The following is a 16402-nucleotide window of genomic DNA, read 5'->3' on the forward strand; positions in this document are numbered from 1 at the left end:
GGCCAACTGGCACCACTGCCCTTATCTCTCCTTTCGCTTCAGCAATGAACTCCGCTTCCCAGCTTCATTGCATGCTCGGTCCTTGGCGATCTTAAATTTTATTTAAAATCAAAATACTCAATCATCATTCTCATTGGCGTCATCATATCCACTTTCAAGAATCCCAGCACCTCAAAAAACCATGAAAGATTATCTCCCATTACAGAAACATCATCTTCATCATTTGACAGCAGGCAGATAGCTAGCCGCGCCAGTAATACGTCCTTATCTTGAAAGTCACGTATTGCGCCTTTCTCATCGATTTTCGCCCACCAAACCGAAGCCTCGGCCTTACAGGCTTCAATTGGGATCTTGCCATTTACATAGTCTTTTGCAAGACGCAAAGGATCATTCTCACAATCAGAGAATTTGATACCCAATGCATCCACAACCTTGACCAAAAATCCGATCTGTTGCTTAAGCGCTTCGCGATTGTCAGATGGCCGAATAATCGCGCCAACGTTATATTTCTTAAAATCAATTTGATTCATACGACGTTAACCTTGAAATGTTGTAAAAGGTCGGCACACGAGGAGCAAGGAGCCTTGTTTGTGCCATGACCATTTCCGGAACCACCAATATTAACGGTCCGAATGGTTCCTCCAGCAGGATCAATGCCTGCATTCATAGCTTTATCCAAGCAAACCACCTCTGCGCATCCGCCGTGCCATTGGGCGCGTTTATCTGCTGGCGTACCCATCAGCCCCGCCGTTACCTGGGAATTATGCGGCACTTCTTCACCGCTTACACCCGTAATAACGTGGTCTCCTTGGCGAAACTCAGATGCCGCCCCAGATGTTTTCCCTCCTGCTACCGCTGCGTCTGCTGCACCCTCGGCAGTGTTGGTTTTTTTGGAGCCAGATGTAGTGCCTTTTCGAGACAGTCCCAAAGCATCGGTCCAACCTGTCGGATTCGGTGCGTACTGATAAAGGTTCAACCCGGCATCGTAACTGAGCGGATCCTTACTGATGAACCGCCCTACCGTGGGGTCATAGTACCGATGTCGGTTGTAATGCAGTCCCGTCTCATGATCATGATATTGGCCCTGGAAGCGTATAGGGTTCATCACCCCATTCTGCCGCGCCCATCCTGAGTGCTGTTCCGTCGCCTGCCCCCATGCCTTGTATTGCGCAGCCCAAGCCACGCTGCCTTGATAGTCAGTCAGTTCTTGGGGCGTACCTAAGTGATCGCACTGATACCAAGCCAACGCATCAAACGGTAACGCGCTAGCCTTGTGATTCCACAGCGGATCTTCATCAAGGCTGTATTCACCACTGTAGTCCGGCTGGCCCATGAGGTTGATCGGTGCGTGGCGCACAGCTTGAGCGACCGGGACGAAGGTGCCTGGTTCGAATATGTAGTGAACCGTTCGACCCGGTTCACCATCGGCCTGCGCTGAGCTACTTTCCCAGGCGAGGTTGTCGCCGTCCCACCCATACAAGGTGAAACCGCAACCCAGTTCTCGCTGTTTGCGAGCATGCTCATTACGGTTCCAGAGCGAACCAGCTTCCGGACGCTGTTTGTAGTGTGCAAGGGAGTTTTTGCGCAGGCGCCGCCCCAAGGCGTCGTAAGCAAAATCGACGGATAATCTTGAGTCCTCGAAATGCACCAACCGATCAAACAGATCCCATTGCAGGTCACTGCGCTGACCGTTATGCCAACGCTGGATCTGGTTGCCGCGCTCGTCATAATCGTAGTGGGTGCCAGCGTACTCACGCAGCAGGTTGTCGACTAGCTTGCTTCGCGGTGGCGTTAAATCCAGTGGACGGCGAATTTCATTCGTTTTTTCGTCAAGTAGGTTACCTGCCGGGTCAAAAGCGAACGTTTCTACGCCTTGACGTGTAGTCGCGCTAAGCAGACGACCGACCGGATCATAACGATAAGTCAGAGGGCCACGGCGGCTATCATTGATGTCGGTCAGTTGGCCTACAGCATCGTATTTGTACTCGCGCTTGAGCAGGGTAGATTTGTCATCGCTGCGCCCCAAAACCTGTTCCTGCAAGCGCCCTGCCGGGTCCCAGCTTTGGGTCTGCAGTAGATGGTTACCTTGATGACGGGCAATTTCGCGGTGTAAATCATCTCGCTCATAGCCGACCAGTTCGTGCTCATCCAGGCGCATGCCCAACAAGTGACCGCTGCCGTAAGTGAGCCAACTGACGCGATGCCCGTCCGGGCGAATGGTGGCTACACGCTGGTTGAGCAAGTCGTACTCATGCTGCCAAATCGCGACAGTGGCTTTTTCAAGACCGAGGTAATGCTGGTGTTCGCGCAGCAAATTACCCGCTGAGTCATGGAACCAATGCAGCAGACTGTCGGTGTTCTTGGCCAATACCAAACGACCGTTACCATCGTAAGCAAAGTTCTCGACTTGTGATTTTTCCCCCAAAGTAGCGCAACGTTCAGTCAAGCGCCCCATCGGGTCAAAGCTCATCGAAATCACACGTTCGCCATTGACCGATTGTGCCAAGCGCCCCGTGACAGGGTCGTACTGATAGCGTGTGCTCCGCCCATCAAAGCCGCTTTCTTCCAGAATGCGACCGACCGGGTCGTAATTAAAATGCGCGCGTTGCTCGTTTTCGTTTTCCAGGGCCGTTAACCGACCGAGACGGTCCCAGCGATAGCGCAAGGTTTGCTCAGCGGCGTCGACGCGTTCGGCAATCAGACCAGCAGCGTTGTAGCTCCATGTCGTGCAGCGATCCAGTCCATCAACATGGGCCAGCAAACGACCTTCAGCGTCGCGCTCAAAACGCTCCTCAGTCTTGTCCGGGTGCTTGATCAGCACCACTTGCCCGGCCTTGTAATCGTATTCGGTGGCGTTTCCGGCAGCGTCAGTAAAGCAGATCATCTGCCCAAATTCGTTGTACTCCCAGGCGCTGGTCTTGCCTGAGCAATCAACGTATTCAACTACTTGCCCGGAATCGTTGTAGCCCAAGGTCTTTTCGTTGCCGTTGGCATCTTTGATCGCCGTAGGCAGACCTGACTTGTTGTAGGCGTATTCGGTTTTGTTCCCCAGTGGGTCGATGGCTTCGACTAGATTGCCCATGTCGTCATAAGCCCTTTGCCACTGGCCACCCTCGGCATCACTGATCTTGATCAGCTTATCCTGGTCGTCATAGGCGTAATGCATGACGGTATGATCGGCGCGGGTATGCTCAAGCAAATTACCGCGATCGTCATAACGGTAACGGTTGGTGCTGCCATCGGCTTGTACGTGGCGCACGACGTTTTTTGCGTCGTCACGGAAAAGCCATTCCGAGCGTCCGTCAGCATGGCGAATGCGGTAGGTGTAGCCAAGGATGTCGTAGTAGTGCCAAGTTTCGTTGCCGTGGGCATCGGTGACGTAGGTCAGACGAATGTTCTCGTCCCACTCCAAACGCGTGTCGAAACTGCCATCATCGGCCCATTCACGGATGGCTTTCGCGTTGGAGCCCTGCCCGTCCCACTCAAGGTTCATACCTCGGCCGGTACGGTCGGTGTAACGAGTGACCAGGTGATGCTGATACTGATACGACCAGGCCGAACCGTTCTCATCTTGCCCCTGAGTCAAATCGCCATAAGCGTCGTACTGATAGGCGCACAATTGGCGATGCGGTACGCCGTCACGAATTTCCCAGATACCGACCAAGCGGCCTTGACCATCAAGCATCGTGCCCAGGTGCGAATGCACTTTGCTGATGTCGTTTTCCTGATACGTGATCAGGTCTGAGAGTACCGACTGCTCGCCATGGCGATGCTCATAATGCAGCATGACCCCGGCGCCATTGCGCCGCGAAATGTTGGTCAGCACATAGCGTTGGCCAAGGCGTATGTAGGTTTCCTTGCGCTCAAAACCGCGGCACAGTAACAACTGATCTTCGCTGGCACGAATCAGCGTGACGTTCTCAATGGCGTCGTAGTGGAACAGACCGACTTTGGGTAAAGGATAACTGTGGTCGCGACCGTCAGCGCCGTAGAACGTCAGGCCATCATCCACGCAATCAAATCGTGTGGTGAATTCGCTGATCCAACGCGCACCGAGCTCGCTATGGTCGAATGCCCCCAGGCGAGAATTGTAGGTGCGCGTCCACTCAAGAGGAAAAGGACCCGGAAGGCTGAAATCGGTATGGCTGAGGCTTTCAGAACCCAGAGCAAAATTGATGCTGCGACGAGTGCTGGAGCAAGCGCAGTTTTTATCCGGGTTGGGCGCATGCGCTGCCGCAGCCTGTTGACCGGTGGCGCCTAGGCCGCCCTCTGAGGCGGTGTGATTCGCCTTACTGGTCTTGTCCGGTTGAACGCCCGCACTCTGGCCGTGGGCATTACGTTTACGCCAAAGAGTGACGGCAGTGGAGAGGGTCAGCAGTAACCAGCCAATAGAGTTCTGAACTGACTCATCATCGAGCTTGCTCAACTGACTACGTAATTCAGGCCCCATTGCGCGGAGTTTTGCTGTCTCAGTGACCACCCGTTTCTTCACATCATCAGGTAGCAGATTATCCGCCGCACTGTTGGCCAAGCCCTTGCCTGCAGCCTTATACGCACTGGCAGCCGCTCCGAATATATTGTCGATCGCCGCGAGTGGATCGTTCAGAAGTTGGTCGCCAGCGGTGCTGAGTTTTTGACTGGCGGCCTGCGCGTCGCCTTTGGCGTCGAGTTTACCGTTGGCAACCGTTTCCAAGCCTTTGGCAATCTCGTTGATGACGTCTTCACCGAGCTTGCCGGCGTCCGCCAAGATACCGGGTAGCTTGCCTTTGGCTTGTGCGACAAAGTCATCGAGAGTACCAACGATGGATTCGTTCAAGTGCCCTATCAAGACCTCAATGACCGATGAACTAAGCAGTACCTTGCCGGAGGCTTTCATCTCCTGACGCACAAGAAACAGCGTTGGACGCAAAGTCATGCGCGCCGCCGCCATCGCCGGTGGCAACGGCAACACACCGATCAGGTTGATACCCAAGCTCGCCCAAGCAAGCAGATCTCGTTTCTGCGCATTCGACAAAGTAACGATGTCACCCAAAGCGTCGACCAACGCCATGATGTTACCCACTACGGGCAGTGCTCCGGCAACGTTTTTGATCCGGTCAAGCGTGACCACACCACCACTAGCAGACTGTAGCCATGCATCAAATGTCGCTGCACTGCTTGCGACATCCTTGATGTCGATAGCATTGAGTGGAACGATGGCTACCTGGGGTTCACGTTTGTTTGCAACAGCAATATCAGTTGTCATGAAAGCGTCTTACCGGCCAACAGGCTGGAGTTTCGAAGATGTATTGAAAGGCGCGGGTCCTCGTCGAGTTCGCGATTCGAGATCGCAGCCTCATGAGGCCGAAGCAATAATTTGGGTGATTCAGCTAACAACCGCGCCTTTCGGGCCACTGGCAATAAGCACAGCACCGCAGGCGGTCTTCATGCCATCCAGCGCGATTGGCGTGCCATCGACGGTGTAGGTGCTGCTGCCCTCGGCAATCGGGAAAATCCCCTTGCACAACGGGCAACTGACCTTGTGACCGACCCCGGCAATCGGCTTGCCATTGAGGTCGGTTTGAGAGAAGGCTTCGAGCACCTTGCCACCGTGGGTGGTGGAGTCCCCCAAACGAATAGCGTCTTTCATTGCGTCACTCCTTTGACTGAAATCGTTTCCGTTGTCATGACAGCATCTCACCCGCCAACAGGCCCGGGGTTTTCAAGGAAGGTTTTGGCAGACTCGGTGCAGGCAGGCTCGGCAAATTGCCCGCCTTGCTCGCCGCCCCCAGAATCCCCGACGCACTCGGCATTGCCGCACTCGCCAGCTTCGGCAACCCGGCTACACCGCCCTGCACCACACCCTTAACCTGCTGCGCCGTTTGCATCGCACCTTGTGCGGTCTGCATCGCACTCATCCCTGTTTGCGCCATGTCCTTACCCTTCTCCAACATGTCCCAGCTCTTGCTCGGCAACACCTGTGCGACCATCGCCTGCACTTGGCTCGGCACGTCTTCGGCCCCCGGCGGATTCAACGGCCATTCCGGCTTACCGATGTAACTGCCATCGCTCCAGGTATCCGCCGGATCCTTGCCGAACAGCACACGCGCCGGCCCCGGCGCAGCGCCGGCGACACTGGCGAAACCCTTGCCGTCGAGCTTGCCCTTGATGCTTTTGCCCAGCGCATCGATGACTTCGTAATCGCCGTCCTTGATGCCCTGACGTCCGGCGTACTGGTTGAACAATTCCAGATTGCCCTTGCCCGGTTTCGGCGGTTCCGGGAACACCCCGGCCAGACTTTTCGCGCCGGTGTAGGCGAAATTCGCCGCGTGTGCGGTGTACGGGCCGCTGGTGGCGTGGGTGATGCCGCCGGCGTTGTAGGTGGTGGCACTGCCGCCGCCCTGAATGACCAATTCGGTCTTGGCGGTGATGTTGATGCGGTCGGCGTTGGCGGTGATGTTGAGTTTGGCCAGCAAGTTGATGCTGTCCTTCAGCGCCCGTACGTCGATGTCGCCGGAGGCCGCGACCAGACGCCAGCCCATGCTTTGCACGAACAGGCGCATGCCGCGACTGGCACTGGCCAGCAGGCGTTTGCCGATCGACAGACTGGTGTGGCCGGTGCTGCTCAGCGCCAGGTGTTCGCCGGTGGCGATGTGGCTGGAGCGCGGCGTGGTCAGGGCGATGCCGGCCGGGCTGGCGAGCACCAGATGCGGTTCGGTGAACTCGGGAAATTCGTTAGCGGTGAGGTTCGCCGGGCCACTGCCAAGCACACCTTGGTGCTGGGCGTGCAAGGCCTTGGCGACGTCGTCCTGATCGCCGGCCTCCTGAGCCTGAAGCTCTTTAGCCTGAGTGGCGAAACCGTCCTGCTGATCGCTCGCAGCGGCGAGGCGCTCGGCGGTTTCCGGTAGGTCTTTGTGGTGCTTGGATTCGTTTGGACGCGGCTCAGTGGTGATCAACAATCCGGCGCCGGCACGCACCGCACCATGGCGGTCGGTGCGCAACTCGAAACCTTCGCCACGCGGCTGACCGCCGCTCGGACGCGGATGGGTCAAATAACCGAGGTTGATCGCACTGGCACCGTGATCACTGCGCAGCGCAATGCTGATCTCGCTGGTGGTGTCGTCGATACGCAGTTCGTTGGCGCGGCTGCCCTTGTATTCCTTGCTCTTGACCGTGGCGAGGGTCTTGAAGTCCGGCAGTTTGTACGGTGGCAGATTCGCGCCGTGATACAGGCAACCGGTAATCAGCGGCTGATCGGGATCGCCTTCAAGGAAGGTGATCAACACCTCCATGCCGACCCGCGGGATGTTGATCGAGCCAAAGGTTTCGGCGGCCCAGCTCGACGCGACACGCATCCAGCAACTGGTCATGTCGTCGTGCTTGCCTTCGCGATCCCAGAAGAACTGCACCTTCACCCGGCCGTACTGGTCGCAATAGATCTCTTCGCCTTCAGGGCCGCAGACCACCGCGCTCTGGGTGCCGAGGACTTTCGGTTTCGGGTGATCGAGCGGCGGACGGTAAGGCACGTCCCACGGGATGGCGCTGAAGCGGTTGCGGTAGCCCTGGTGGAAATCGTCCTTGAGGTCGGTGGTGTCGCTGGTCACCGACTCTTCGAGCACCTGCGGCTGTTTGCCCTCGTGGAAGATTTCGGTGAGCAGCCACAAGTCATTCCACGTCGGGTTGGCGTGGTCGGTCAGGGCGAGGAAATGTCCGCTGACCAGAATCGGCTGGTCGCTGTTGCCTTCGGCCAGACGATAGTCGCTGCGATGGCGTTCCAGCGCGCGATTGGCCAGGTGTTTGCCGCGCTCGCGATCGACGAAACGGCCCGGGTAATCGTAGTCTTCGAGGTCCGGTTGGGCGCTACTTTTGGCATCGCTTTCCAGCTCGATTTTCGGTTTGACGAAGTCGTAATCGCGCCGCGTGGTGCGGTTGGTGCGGGTGGCCAGACGCAGGCCGAAGCGCTTGACCACTGGTTTGTCGGCGACCAGTCCGGAGTCCTGCTGATAGGCCACTGGCGCCAGTTTCGGGAACACTGTCTGGTCATCGCCGAAGGTCAGCTTGTGGCCGCTGGACGTGTGCTGGAAGTGGTAGTGAATCCCCTCCTCCTCGCACAGGCGCTGGATAAAATCCAGGTCCGACTCGTCGTACTGCACGCAGTAAATGCGCTCGGGATAAATCGCGCTGAGCTGGAAGTGGTAATCGCTGGCGAGGATGCCGTGTTCTTCCAAGACCTTGCTGATGATCTGCTGCACGGTCATCTGCTGGAAGATGCGCTGGTTGACTCGATGCGCGAGGTAGGCCAGTTGCGGGCGCAGGGAAATTTTGTAGCGGGTCAGGCGCTTGCCCGCCTCGCCCTGGGCGATGCTGTAGACCAGCCCGTGGATCCCGGTACCGCTCGGCGACAGCTGGAGAAACGCCAGTTTGTGCAGCACGCTTTCGAGGTTGATCGAGGCCTTTTCGCTGACCAGTTCCAGCTCGAATTCGAACGGCGTGTTGAGGGCCTCACGACCGGTGAACGACAGGACTTGGAAATCGCTGTCGATGCCATCGACGGTCAGGTTGAAATGAGGCTGGTTGGCCGGTGAGAACATCCCTTGTTCCTCGCGAAATGCTGCAACGCGCATTAGTCACGAAGGACTGACGCGAAAAATTCTTTAAAGAAGAAGTGAACTCGACCAGCGGAACTGGTCGAGTGGTACAACGATCAGCCGTAATTAAACGACTGGAGCACGCCAGTCATCGGAACCCGAAGTACCGGAGACTTCGTGGGTCCAGGTGATTTTACGGTAGGTGAATTGCACTTCTTCCAGGTGGGTGAAGTGCGCGTTACCTGGATCCTGGCAGTTGTGCATTTTGTTGTTGATGGCGACGATGATCGCGTCTTCCAGTTTGGTGGTGTAGTAGTGCTCTTGGGTGCCTTGCGCTGAAGTGCGGTACCACTGGATAACGATTTCGCTCATGCGCTCGCCGGAAGTCAGCGCTGCTTGCAGCAGTGGCGAAGCCTTGTCGTAGACCTTGGTGATGACCACTGGCTTGTGCACACGCTGACCGGTTGGCTGACCGGATTGTGGGTCACGCGGGATGATCACGTCGTGGGTAAAAGCCTGAACCATGACCTGGTCTTCATGACCTTCCTGGTAGGTGTTGCCAACGGAGTCGGCGGTGAATGCGCCGGCAGTGATCAGGCCTTGTTTTTCGCCGGTAACCGACATGTACGCTGGTGTTGCCATGGGAGGTGCTCCTTGCTGTATCAGTGGATGAGTCATAGGTGAAATCACCTAAGAGACGGCCATTTGCCATCAAATTACATGCCAACTTTTTTTGGGCCTTATAAACCGGGGCTTGCGAGCGTTTTCCTTGCGAAGGCTGGGATAAATCCGCAGAAAATAATCGAAAAGTGCGCAAGTAGTTGCGCAGTGGTGTGCAAGAAGTTGCGCACTTGGCTGGAGACCACGATCTACTTGGGCTGTAGCGATTTATCGAGCCAAATATGCGGAACAAGTGCGCAAGAAGTTGCGCACTTTCAAAAAAGGCCCCCCACACATCAACGGATGAAATATTGATGGTGCCAGGGCATAACTGAATCGCTCTTGGTTTCGTAGACACCTCCAAGCCCAGTAAACCAATTACAGGGATGCAAATATTAGGTCGAACACAGCCGATCGGAGTTGCTGTTCTCGACCGAGAGCGGATTAGCTGGTCCTTGATGAGCCCTGCCCCCTCCCGCCAGATCCGATGAGGAGTTACACTGAAAGCCATCGACGACCACCCTGCTCCGCCTCAGAGATCGCCAATCTCGATCGCCCGCATATCCCACGCTACGGGGAGCAAAACTGGGGGCATATTTTAGTTTTTCCGACCTGAAAATACTGCCCTAGAGCCTAGTCAAAATGTTTTTTGGCGACCCTGAGAGTCTTTAGGCGTCGTCGGACAGGCTCTTTATCTGATCATTTCTGCCTTTCCACAAACCATGGAGCTCCATTCACTTCCGGTGGATTGCTCCATTGGGGGCAAAGCCCTGCGCATGGTGCCCGCCATCGAAGCCAGCACGATGCTGGACCCAGCGGAGCCTTTTGGCGGCAAAAATCCTCGGGGATAGGCCGCCAGTTCGGCAGCGCTTTCGTTGATGATTACTTCGAGCTGAAGTCGTTGATGATTCGCTACTGAGCCCAACCTCGACATTTTTCGATTTTTATGTAACGGCTTTTGCAACTCTGGCGATCAAACAACGCTAGAGTACTTGCTGTCTCACATAAGGAATTGACAGATGTTCATTGGACGACTCGCCGAACTGACCGGCTGCACTCCAAAAGCCATTCGACTGTACGAGCAAATGGGCCTGATCAACGAGCCGGAGCGTGAGGGGCGGTATCGCCTCTACAATGCTCATCACTTGGAAATCGTCCACCTGATCCGCAAAGCGCAGACTGCCGGGTTCAAGCTGGCCGAGATGAACCCGCTGATTGCCGCAAAAAACAAACTGAAGTCATTTCCGCTGGCGTTGGCCAACCAGGCCGTCGACGACAAGCGCCGCCAGGTCCAGGACAGGATCGCTGAACTGCAGGCGCTTGATCTTCACTTGATTGAACTCAAAAGCGAGATGAACTCAATGTTTGCGCCTCGCCCTGTGGCGGGTTTTCATAAGGTTGATGCGCTTGTCTGTACAGATAAGCAAACGCTTGCCTCAAAGCCACTTCAGGCGGCCGAGGGTTGAAGCCCAATTCATGTTTCGCCTTGGTGATGTTGTATTCCTGCGCCACGTTGTGAAACAGGCGCACCTGGCTCAAGAGTAGCTGGGCGGGCTTGCCGACTAATTGCGCCCAGCGCTCCTGGAGCCAGGCCACGCCCAGCAATAACCAGCGTGGCGCTGAGACAGGCTGGCGATACCCGGGAGCTTGGGTGTTGGCGGCCTCGATCAAATCGCTGAGCGGCGACGAATGCTCATTGGCCAGGATATAGCGCTGCCCCGGCCGGCCCTTTTCGGCAGCGAGTATCATCCCGTCTGCCACATCGCGAACATCCACGAAGTTGAAGCGAAACCCCGGATCAAACGGCATCTGCCGCTGCCGAACCGACTGAAGAAATCCCATGGTATCGGTGAGGTGAGCAGCATTGGGGCCAACCATGGCCGAAGGTAATACCGACACCATGTTCACCCCCAACGTCTCAGCGCACTGCCAAGCCGCCTGCTCGGAAAGTATCTTCGATTTGTAGTAGGCGTTTTCGCTTTCCGTATTCCAGTGCGCCTCATCCAGCGCCGTACCATCATGACCGACGGCGGCCACCGAACTAACGTAGACCACACGCTGCACACCCGCCCGTGAAGCGGCTTGCAGCACACGCCGCGTGCCTTGAATATTCGGCTCGACAATCTCGGCCTCCGGGTTGCGAGCCCAGTGCTTGAACACGGCGGCCACTTGAAACAGCACCTCCACGCCCTCCAGCGCCTTGTCCAAGGCCGCACGGTCCAGCAACTCGGCATACACCAACTCGCAGTCCAGCCCGGCAAAGGGTGTGTGGTTACATATGTCACGAACCCCGGCTCGAACCCGATAGCCCTGACCGAGCAGCGCTCGCACCAAAGTATTGCCCAGATGGCCGTTGGCACCTGTCACCAGACATAAACTTTTCACAGGAACTCCTTGTTGGCAGCGCGCCAGAGTGGGCGCTGGGAAAAAGCATACGAGGTGTCCCATGGGGCAGAGTCAAGTACCCATTGGCACGTTAGTTTCAGTTTTAGATTTCAGCATCTCGGACACCTCTAGACACGTTTATAGTGAGTATTTAGCAAAGTATTATTTGCGGGGCAGTTATGACACGGCGGTTTTCCAAGTCTCTGTTAAACGCTTGTCAAATGCTGACTGGGCCATCAGAACAGCATTTGAATGATTGAGGCTCCAGTCGTATAACGCTCGAAATGCCCCCCTCAGTGTTTGCCCCAATGGGGTGATGCTGTATCCACCGCGATCAGCGCGGAGGGGATGACGCGGCGTGGAAGGGAGTCCACTGAAAGCCAGCCAAAGCCACACTGGTGTTATCAGAAATCGCCATTCATGATCGCTAGCACAGCCGGTGCAAGTGGGGGCAAAAATGGGGGCATAACTCTTTTTTTCCCACCTGAAACAATCGTCCTAGAGCCCAGGCAAAATGTTTTTTGGCGACCCTGAGAGTCTCTGAATGGGCTGACGCGTCAGCCCATCTGATCAAACGCCTGAGCCAAATCCGCACACAGATCCGGCGCATGTTCGACCCCGATGTGCAGACGAATGAGATTCAGGGTTACGTTTTCTCATTCGAGCGTTTCCCTGGCCATTGGGCTGAGTACCAACGGGGGCTGCCACGCCCGCATTTGTTCCTGGGTGTGGGCGCCGATGCATTGGTGTCGGATTGCTTGCAGGCGAATATCGAATGCCACTTGGGCATCGTCGGACCGAGCTCGTTTGATCTCCATCCTTTGAGTCTCCTTATTGAGCATATATTGCGTAGTAACCTGTTCAATGGACGAAGTCCGCCTGCGATCTGATTCTTGATTCAATTAATGGTATTTTCGGCAAATGAACATACTCCGCAGTGTCATTTGTTTCGCAATACTTCTCTGCACTGGCTGTGCAAAAACGGCCAGCATTCCACCCGCCGACCTCACGTTATCGTCTTTCGGGCTTGGCCCCAGCAATTTGTTCACTGCCCGCTTTAGCTCCACTGTGGATTTGCAGAGCGCTTTCAATGACTACGAAAAGTCCAATCAACTCACACCTACCCTGATCTGCTCTCTCAATCGAGACATGGAATTTTCATCGGAGCATTCAATAGATATAAAAGCCGAAGGACGAGTGACCGCGAACAGTAAAGCCAAACCCAATTACAAGTTTTCTTCCGAGCTCATCTTTTACTACACCAATCCGAATGGGACTCAACGCGACTTGAATGACTATGACACCATCAAGCCCCTGCTTGCGTCGCAAATTTCAATTCCATGCAAAGTCCGCATCACCGCCTATGGGTATAAAGCCTATTACACTAATACGTTACTCATCCCCTCCAGGCTCATGATTGAGCAGATGTTTAGATAAACATCGTAAAAGACTGGGCGATTGAACACGACGCTCAGGACTTGCGGTTGATCGTCTGGCCGTTCAATGTACGCGCTGCGCGGATGTACGCCGAGTTCGGGTTCGAGAGCCGCGCGTTCGAAATGGGAGTGCGCCTCACGGCGGATCGAAGTTCTCCATCAGTTGATCCAGTCAAGGAAGATAAAAACAATGAAAAAAGCTTTCGCCTCCCTGCTTCTGATCTGTCTCTCCGCCCACGCACTCGCTGATGGCAACCCTATCGGCTTCCAGTCCTCGACCCTGCCAGACGCGCACAACGAGCGTGCGCTGGAGATGGTCGTCTGGTACCCGAGCGCAACCTCTGCCAAACCGCAATTGATCGCCGACAGCCCGGCGTTCGTTGGTGCCCTCGCCGTACGCAATGCGCCAGCGGCTGCCGGCGAACATCCGTTGGTGGTGCTCTCCCACGGCTTCCGTGGCAACTGGGGCAATCAGGATTGGCTGGCCAGCACACTCGCCCACCGAGGCTACATCGTCGCGGCGGTCAATCATCCGGGCACCACCACCAGGGATCGCAACCCTGAAGCGGCCGCCCAGTTGTGGCAACGACCTGCCGACGTGAGCCGGGCCATCGATGCGGTCATGGCTCAGCCGGAACAGTTCGGCGCGGTCGCGAAGCGTCGAATTGCAGTGGTCGGTCATTCCCTCGGCGGCTGGACCGCGCTGGAAATCACCGGAGCACGCTTCGATCCCGAGCGGTTTGCCCAAGACTGCAAGGCGCATCCGCAGTTGGCCAGTTGCCGCGTTTACCAACAGATCAACCCCGGCAGCATCCCAGAGTCAAAGACTCGATTAAGCTCTGACCTGAGCGACAAACGCGTCACCGCCGTTGTCTCGCTAGACTTGGGCCTGTCACGCGGGTTGACCGATGCGAGCCTCGCGGCGCTGCCGGTTCCGGCACTGGTGATCGCGGCGGGCGTGCCCTCTGAAGACCTTCCCGCGCAGTTGGAGTCCGCCGACCTGGCCAAACGGCTACCGCATGCCTCGACGCGCTACGTCGAGATCAGCGACGCCAGCCACTTCAGTTTCTTGTCGCTGTGCAAACCGGGCGCGGTGAAGTTGCTCGAATCAGAGGCGCCGGGGGACGGCATGATTTGCCTGGATGGCGACGGCGGGCGATCACGTGAGGTGATTCATCAGCAAGTGACGTCGCTGATTACTGAATTTCTGGGCCCGGCACCTCGTAATGAGCGGTAGCCTCACGTCGGTAGGTTTTTGACTATCGTATTCCAGCATATCGACCTGCCGAAGCTGCCGAAACAGGCTTTTCCCTATTTCGGCAGGCCATAACTGTGCCCACTAACTGCCGGGCTACCACGCAGGCGAGTTCGTCCAACGCTCCGTAGGAGATCTGTCGGCCACTGATGGTCAGCGCAATCTTGTCCGGCATTCGCTCGGCGTGGTCTTTTATATAGTCATGTAACTGTTTCATCTGGCCACCTCGCTACCATCCGCCAAGGTTGACGACGAAGCGCCGTCTACCCTGTTCGCCTGTACGGCTTCGTTATCCTTGGGGACGAGCAGCACAATGGCCCCCACGATCACTTCGAAAATCCCGGCACCGACAATCACCAGGCCGGTTTCAAAACGGGCATACAGCGCAGCACCGCAGGCACCGGCAATCAGAATCGACGCACCCAGCGTGGCAAAGCGCAGCCTTGCCAGCCCGGCGATTTCGCTTTGCCTGAACCGGGTTTGAATGAGCAGAATGAATGAGATGTCGATCAGTGGCCCGCCGAGTGCCGCAAGACTTGCGCCGACCATCATCCCCGTCAAGACATGTTCCGGTGGCAGGTACAGCACGGCCGCACCGATGATCGCGATGCCCAAGCCGTTGACCACGGAGCCGAAGGTAAACCCGTGATACAAGCGACGGATCTGCAGATTGCCCACAACAAAAATGGAGATCAGGTTCCCTGCCCCGTATGCCCCCATGATCAGGCCGTAGGCAGCAAAACCCTGTACGCCGAATCCCTGGATATCGTATTTGACGACGGCCAGCGCCATGCCGATCGATATACCCACGCTCCAGGCGACATTGCCCAGTCCCGCACACACATACACCGCCTGCATCTGGCTGCGTCCCGCAAGACTTCTCCAACCGGCGGTAAATCCGGCACGCCGGCTTGTTGCCTTGACAGGTTGGCGCGGCAACGTTTTGCCCAACTTCATGACCGCCCACGCAGAGATCAGGAAGGTGATGCTGTTCAGGGTAAACAGATGCTCGATCGGAATCAGCAGCGTAATCGCCGCCGCCAGCATTGGCCCGATCACCCGGGCGACCCGGATGATCGCATCGAACAGCGCGTTGACCGATTGCAGCTGGTCCGGCGCCGCGGCAATCCGCGGAAGACTGGCGCGCAGCGCCGGCTCGAACAATGAGTTGACGATCATCATGAGCATGAGCGGCACCGCCAGCATCCACAGACTCATGATGCCGAGCCCCCAAGCCAGCACCGGAATCAAGGCAAGCCCGGCCCGCGCCAGGTCGGCGCCGATCATCGTGCGACGGTGGTCCCAGCGCTCTGCCCATATCCCCCCCAGCAAAGCACCTGCCAACGCGGCGGCACCGCGTAAAGCACTGAGCCAGCTTGCATCGGTTCCTGCGATCTGTACCGCCATCCAGGCGATGGCTATCGCGAAGAGTTCGTCACCGATCGAAGAGAGCGCCAACCCTCCCCACAGCAAGGCTACGGGCCGCTGAAGCAACGGCCTGAACAATTTCATATCATCAACTCCGCACAGTCACTCAACAGTCTGAAAAAAGCCTGTCGTCTCGTTACTCGCTGGTTGGAAACGACTGGCCCGTCGAACAGGCAGTCCATTTCGGAACTCAGTACGAAGAGGCACTCTGATTGTTTATAGAGTGGCGCTCGGTGCCTGCGAGGGGAGGATTGAAAACGCTGACCAGAATTAAGGTCCGTGAACTTTCCACCACGCAGATAGTGACGATCATGTTTGTCCAGAACGTACATATCTCCCGGACGGATTGCATGGATGGTGCCCTCCATGTCTTCGATTTCGCCCTCACCACCGATGCAATAGCAAGCCTCGAGATGATTGCGATAATGAAGCAGCGATTCCGTACCGGCTCGAACCACCGTGTGGCAAATGGTGAAGCCGACTCCGTCCTGCTCTGTCAGCAGGCGGTGGCTAGTGTCGACGAAAAAGTCGGTTTTCTCGACATCGCGAATGCTACGAACAAACATATTCAGTTCCTTTTGAATAGTTGGACTGACCGCTTCATAAGTGCGAGGCAAACACAGCGGCCGCGTCGGTAAACGCTAAACAGGTAACGCAGAGGCAGACTTGCG

The 16402-nt window shown here is 56.4% G+C and carries 10 protein-coding genes and 3 pseudogenes; 4 read left to right on the top strand and 9 right to left on the bottom strand.

Annotation, left to right across the window (positions count from 1 at the left end; translation table 11 throughout):
• Nucleotides 1–98: 98 nt before the first annotated feature.
• The 5 genes from LOY38_RS15005 to LOY38_RS15025 form a co-directional block, all read right to left on the bottom strand.
• Entirely contained in the window at nt 99–530 is a 432-nt protein-coding gene (locus tag LOY38_RS15005; RefSeq protein WP_258695894.1) for a hypothetical protein, read from the bottom strand.
• Entirely contained in the window at nt 527–5245 is a 4719-nt protein-coding gene (locus LOY38_RS15010) for an RHS repeat-associated core domain-containing protein (protein ID WP_258695895.1), read from the bottom strand. The genes LOY38_RS15005 and LOY38_RS15010 overlap by 4 nt, the downstream gene beginning before the upstream one ends.
• Before the next feature lie 120 nt (nt 5246–5365).
• Complete coding sequence (locus LOY38_RS15015) at nt 5366–5629, bottom strand: PAAR domain-containing protein (RefSeq protein WP_258695896.1); 264 nt, start codon at nt 5627–5629, stop codon at nt 5366–5368.
• Nucleotides 5630–5663: 34 nt separating this feature from the next.
• On the bottom strand, nt 5664–8570 hold the full coding sequence (locus LOY38_RS15020) for a type VI secretion system tip protein VgrG (RefSeq protein WP_258695897.1): 2907 nt from the start codon (nt 8568–8570) through the stop codon (nt 5664–5666).
• A gap of 123 nt (nt 8571–8693) precedes the next feature.
• Complete coding sequence (locus tag LOY38_RS15025) at nt 8694–9209, bottom strand: Hcp family type VI secretion system effector (RefSeq protein ID WP_007949952.1); 516 nt, start codon at nt 9207–9209, stop codon at nt 8694–8696.
• Nucleotides 9210–9988: 779 nt separating this feature from the next.
• Between LOY38_RS15025 and LOY38_RS15030 the strand changes: the two are divergent.
• Together LOY38_RS15030 and LOY38_RS15035 are read left to right on the top strand one after the other, a co-directional pair.
• A pseudogene (locus LOY38_RS15030) lies at nt 9989–10146 on the top strand (aldehyde dehydrogenase family protein); the annotation flags it as partial.
• 100 nt (nt 10147–10246) lie between these two features.
• Nucleotides 10247–10555, top strand: a pseudogene (locus LOY38_RS15035) (MerR family transcriptional regulator); the annotation flags it as partial.
• Nucleotides 10556–10568: 13 nt separating this feature from the next.
• Here the strand turns inward: LOY38_RS15035 and LOY38_RS15040 are convergent.
• Nucleotides 10569–11612: an NAD-dependent epimerase/dehydratase family protein gene (locus LOY38_RS15040; RefSeq protein ID WP_258695898.1), complete on the bottom strand. Its 1044-nt coding sequence runs from the start codon at nt 11610–11612 to the stop codon at nt 10569–10571.
• Nucleotides 11613–12316: 704 nt separating this feature from the next.
• Nucleotides 12317–12430 (bottom strand): annotated as a pseudogene (locus LOY38_RS15045) (GNAT family N-acetyltransferase); the annotation flags it as partial.
• Nucleotides 12431–12533: 103 nt separating this feature from the next.
• Between LOY38_RS15045 and LOY38_RS15050 the strand changes: the two are divergent.
• Both LOY38_RS15050 and LOY38_RS15055 read left to right on the top strand, forming a co-directional pair.
• Nucleotides 12534–13049: a hypothetical protein gene (locus LOY38_RS15050; RefSeq protein ID WP_258695899.1), complete on the top strand. Its 516-nt coding sequence runs from the start codon at nt 12534–12536 to the stop codon at nt 13047–13049.
• 189 nt (nt 13050–13238) lie between these two features.
• Nucleotides 13239–14285 carry an alpha/beta fold hydrolase gene (locus LOY38_RS15055; RefSeq protein ID WP_258695900.1) on the top strand — a complete coding sequence of 349 codons (1047 nt, stop codon included), beginning with the start codon at nt 13239–13241 and terminating at the stop codon, nt 14283–14285.
• 231 nt (nt 14286–14516) lie between these two features.
• Here the strand turns inward: LOY38_RS15055 and LOY38_RS15060 are convergent, their stop codons facing one another.
• A complete protein-coding gene (locus tag LOY38_RS15060; RefSeq protein ID WP_258695901.1) occupies nt 14517–15815 on the bottom strand; it encodes an MFS transporter in 1299 nt (432 codons plus the stop codon).
• Complete coding sequence (locus tag LOY38_RS15065; protein WP_408980515.1) at nt 15812–16297, bottom strand: ectoine synthase; 486 nt, start codon at nt 16295–16297, stop codon at nt 15812–15814. The genes LOY38_RS15060 and LOY38_RS15065 overlap by 4 nt, the downstream gene beginning before the upstream one ends.
• Nucleotides 16298–16402 lie beyond the last annotated feature (105 nt).

It is taken from the genome of Pseudomonas sp. B21-015, assembly GCF_024749285.1.
Classification (GTDB): domain Bacteria; phylum Pseudomonadota; class Gammaproteobacteria; order Pseudomonadales; family Pseudomonadaceae; genus Aquipseudomonas.

Excerpts from the sequence above, each read along its gene's own strand:
- LOY38_RS15055 (WP_258695900.1), top strand. The coding sequence starts at position 13,239 with ATGAAAAAAGCTTTCGCCTCCCTGCTTCTGATCTGTCTCTCCGCCCAC.
- LOY38_RS15025 (WP_007949952.1), bottom strand. The coding sequence starts at position 9,209 with ATGGCAACACCAGCGTACATGTCGGTTACCGGCGAAAAACAAGGCCTG.
- LOY38_RS15060 (WP_258695901.1), bottom strand. The coding sequence starts at position 15,815 with ATGAAATTGTTCAGGCCGTTGCTTCAGCGGCCCGTAGCCTTGCTGTGG.
- LOY38_RS15050 (WP_258695899.1), top strand. The coding sequence starts at position 12,534 with ATGAACATACTCCGCAGTGTCATTTGTTTCGCAATACTTCTCTGCACT.
- LOY38_RS15020 (WP_258695897.1), bottom strand. The coding sequence starts at position 8,570 with ATGTTCTCACCGGCCAACCAGCCTCATTTCAACCTGACCGTCGATGGC.
- LOY38_RS15010 (WP_258695895.1), bottom strand. The coding sequence starts at position 5,245 with ATGACAACTGATATTGCTGTTGCAAACAAACGTGAACCCCAGGTAGCC.
- LOY38_RS15065 (WP_408980515.1), bottom strand. The coding sequence starts at position 16,297 with ATGTTTGTTCGTAGCATTCGCGATGTCGAGAAAACCGACTTTTTCGTC.
- LOY38_RS15005 (WP_258695894.1), bottom strand. The coding sequence starts at position 530 with ATGAATCAAATTGATTTTAAGAAATATAACGTTGGCGCGATTATTCGG.
- LOY38_RS15015 (WP_258695896.1), bottom strand. The coding sequence starts at position 5,629 with ATGAAAGACGCTATTCGTTTGGGGGACTCCACCACCCACGGTGGCAAG.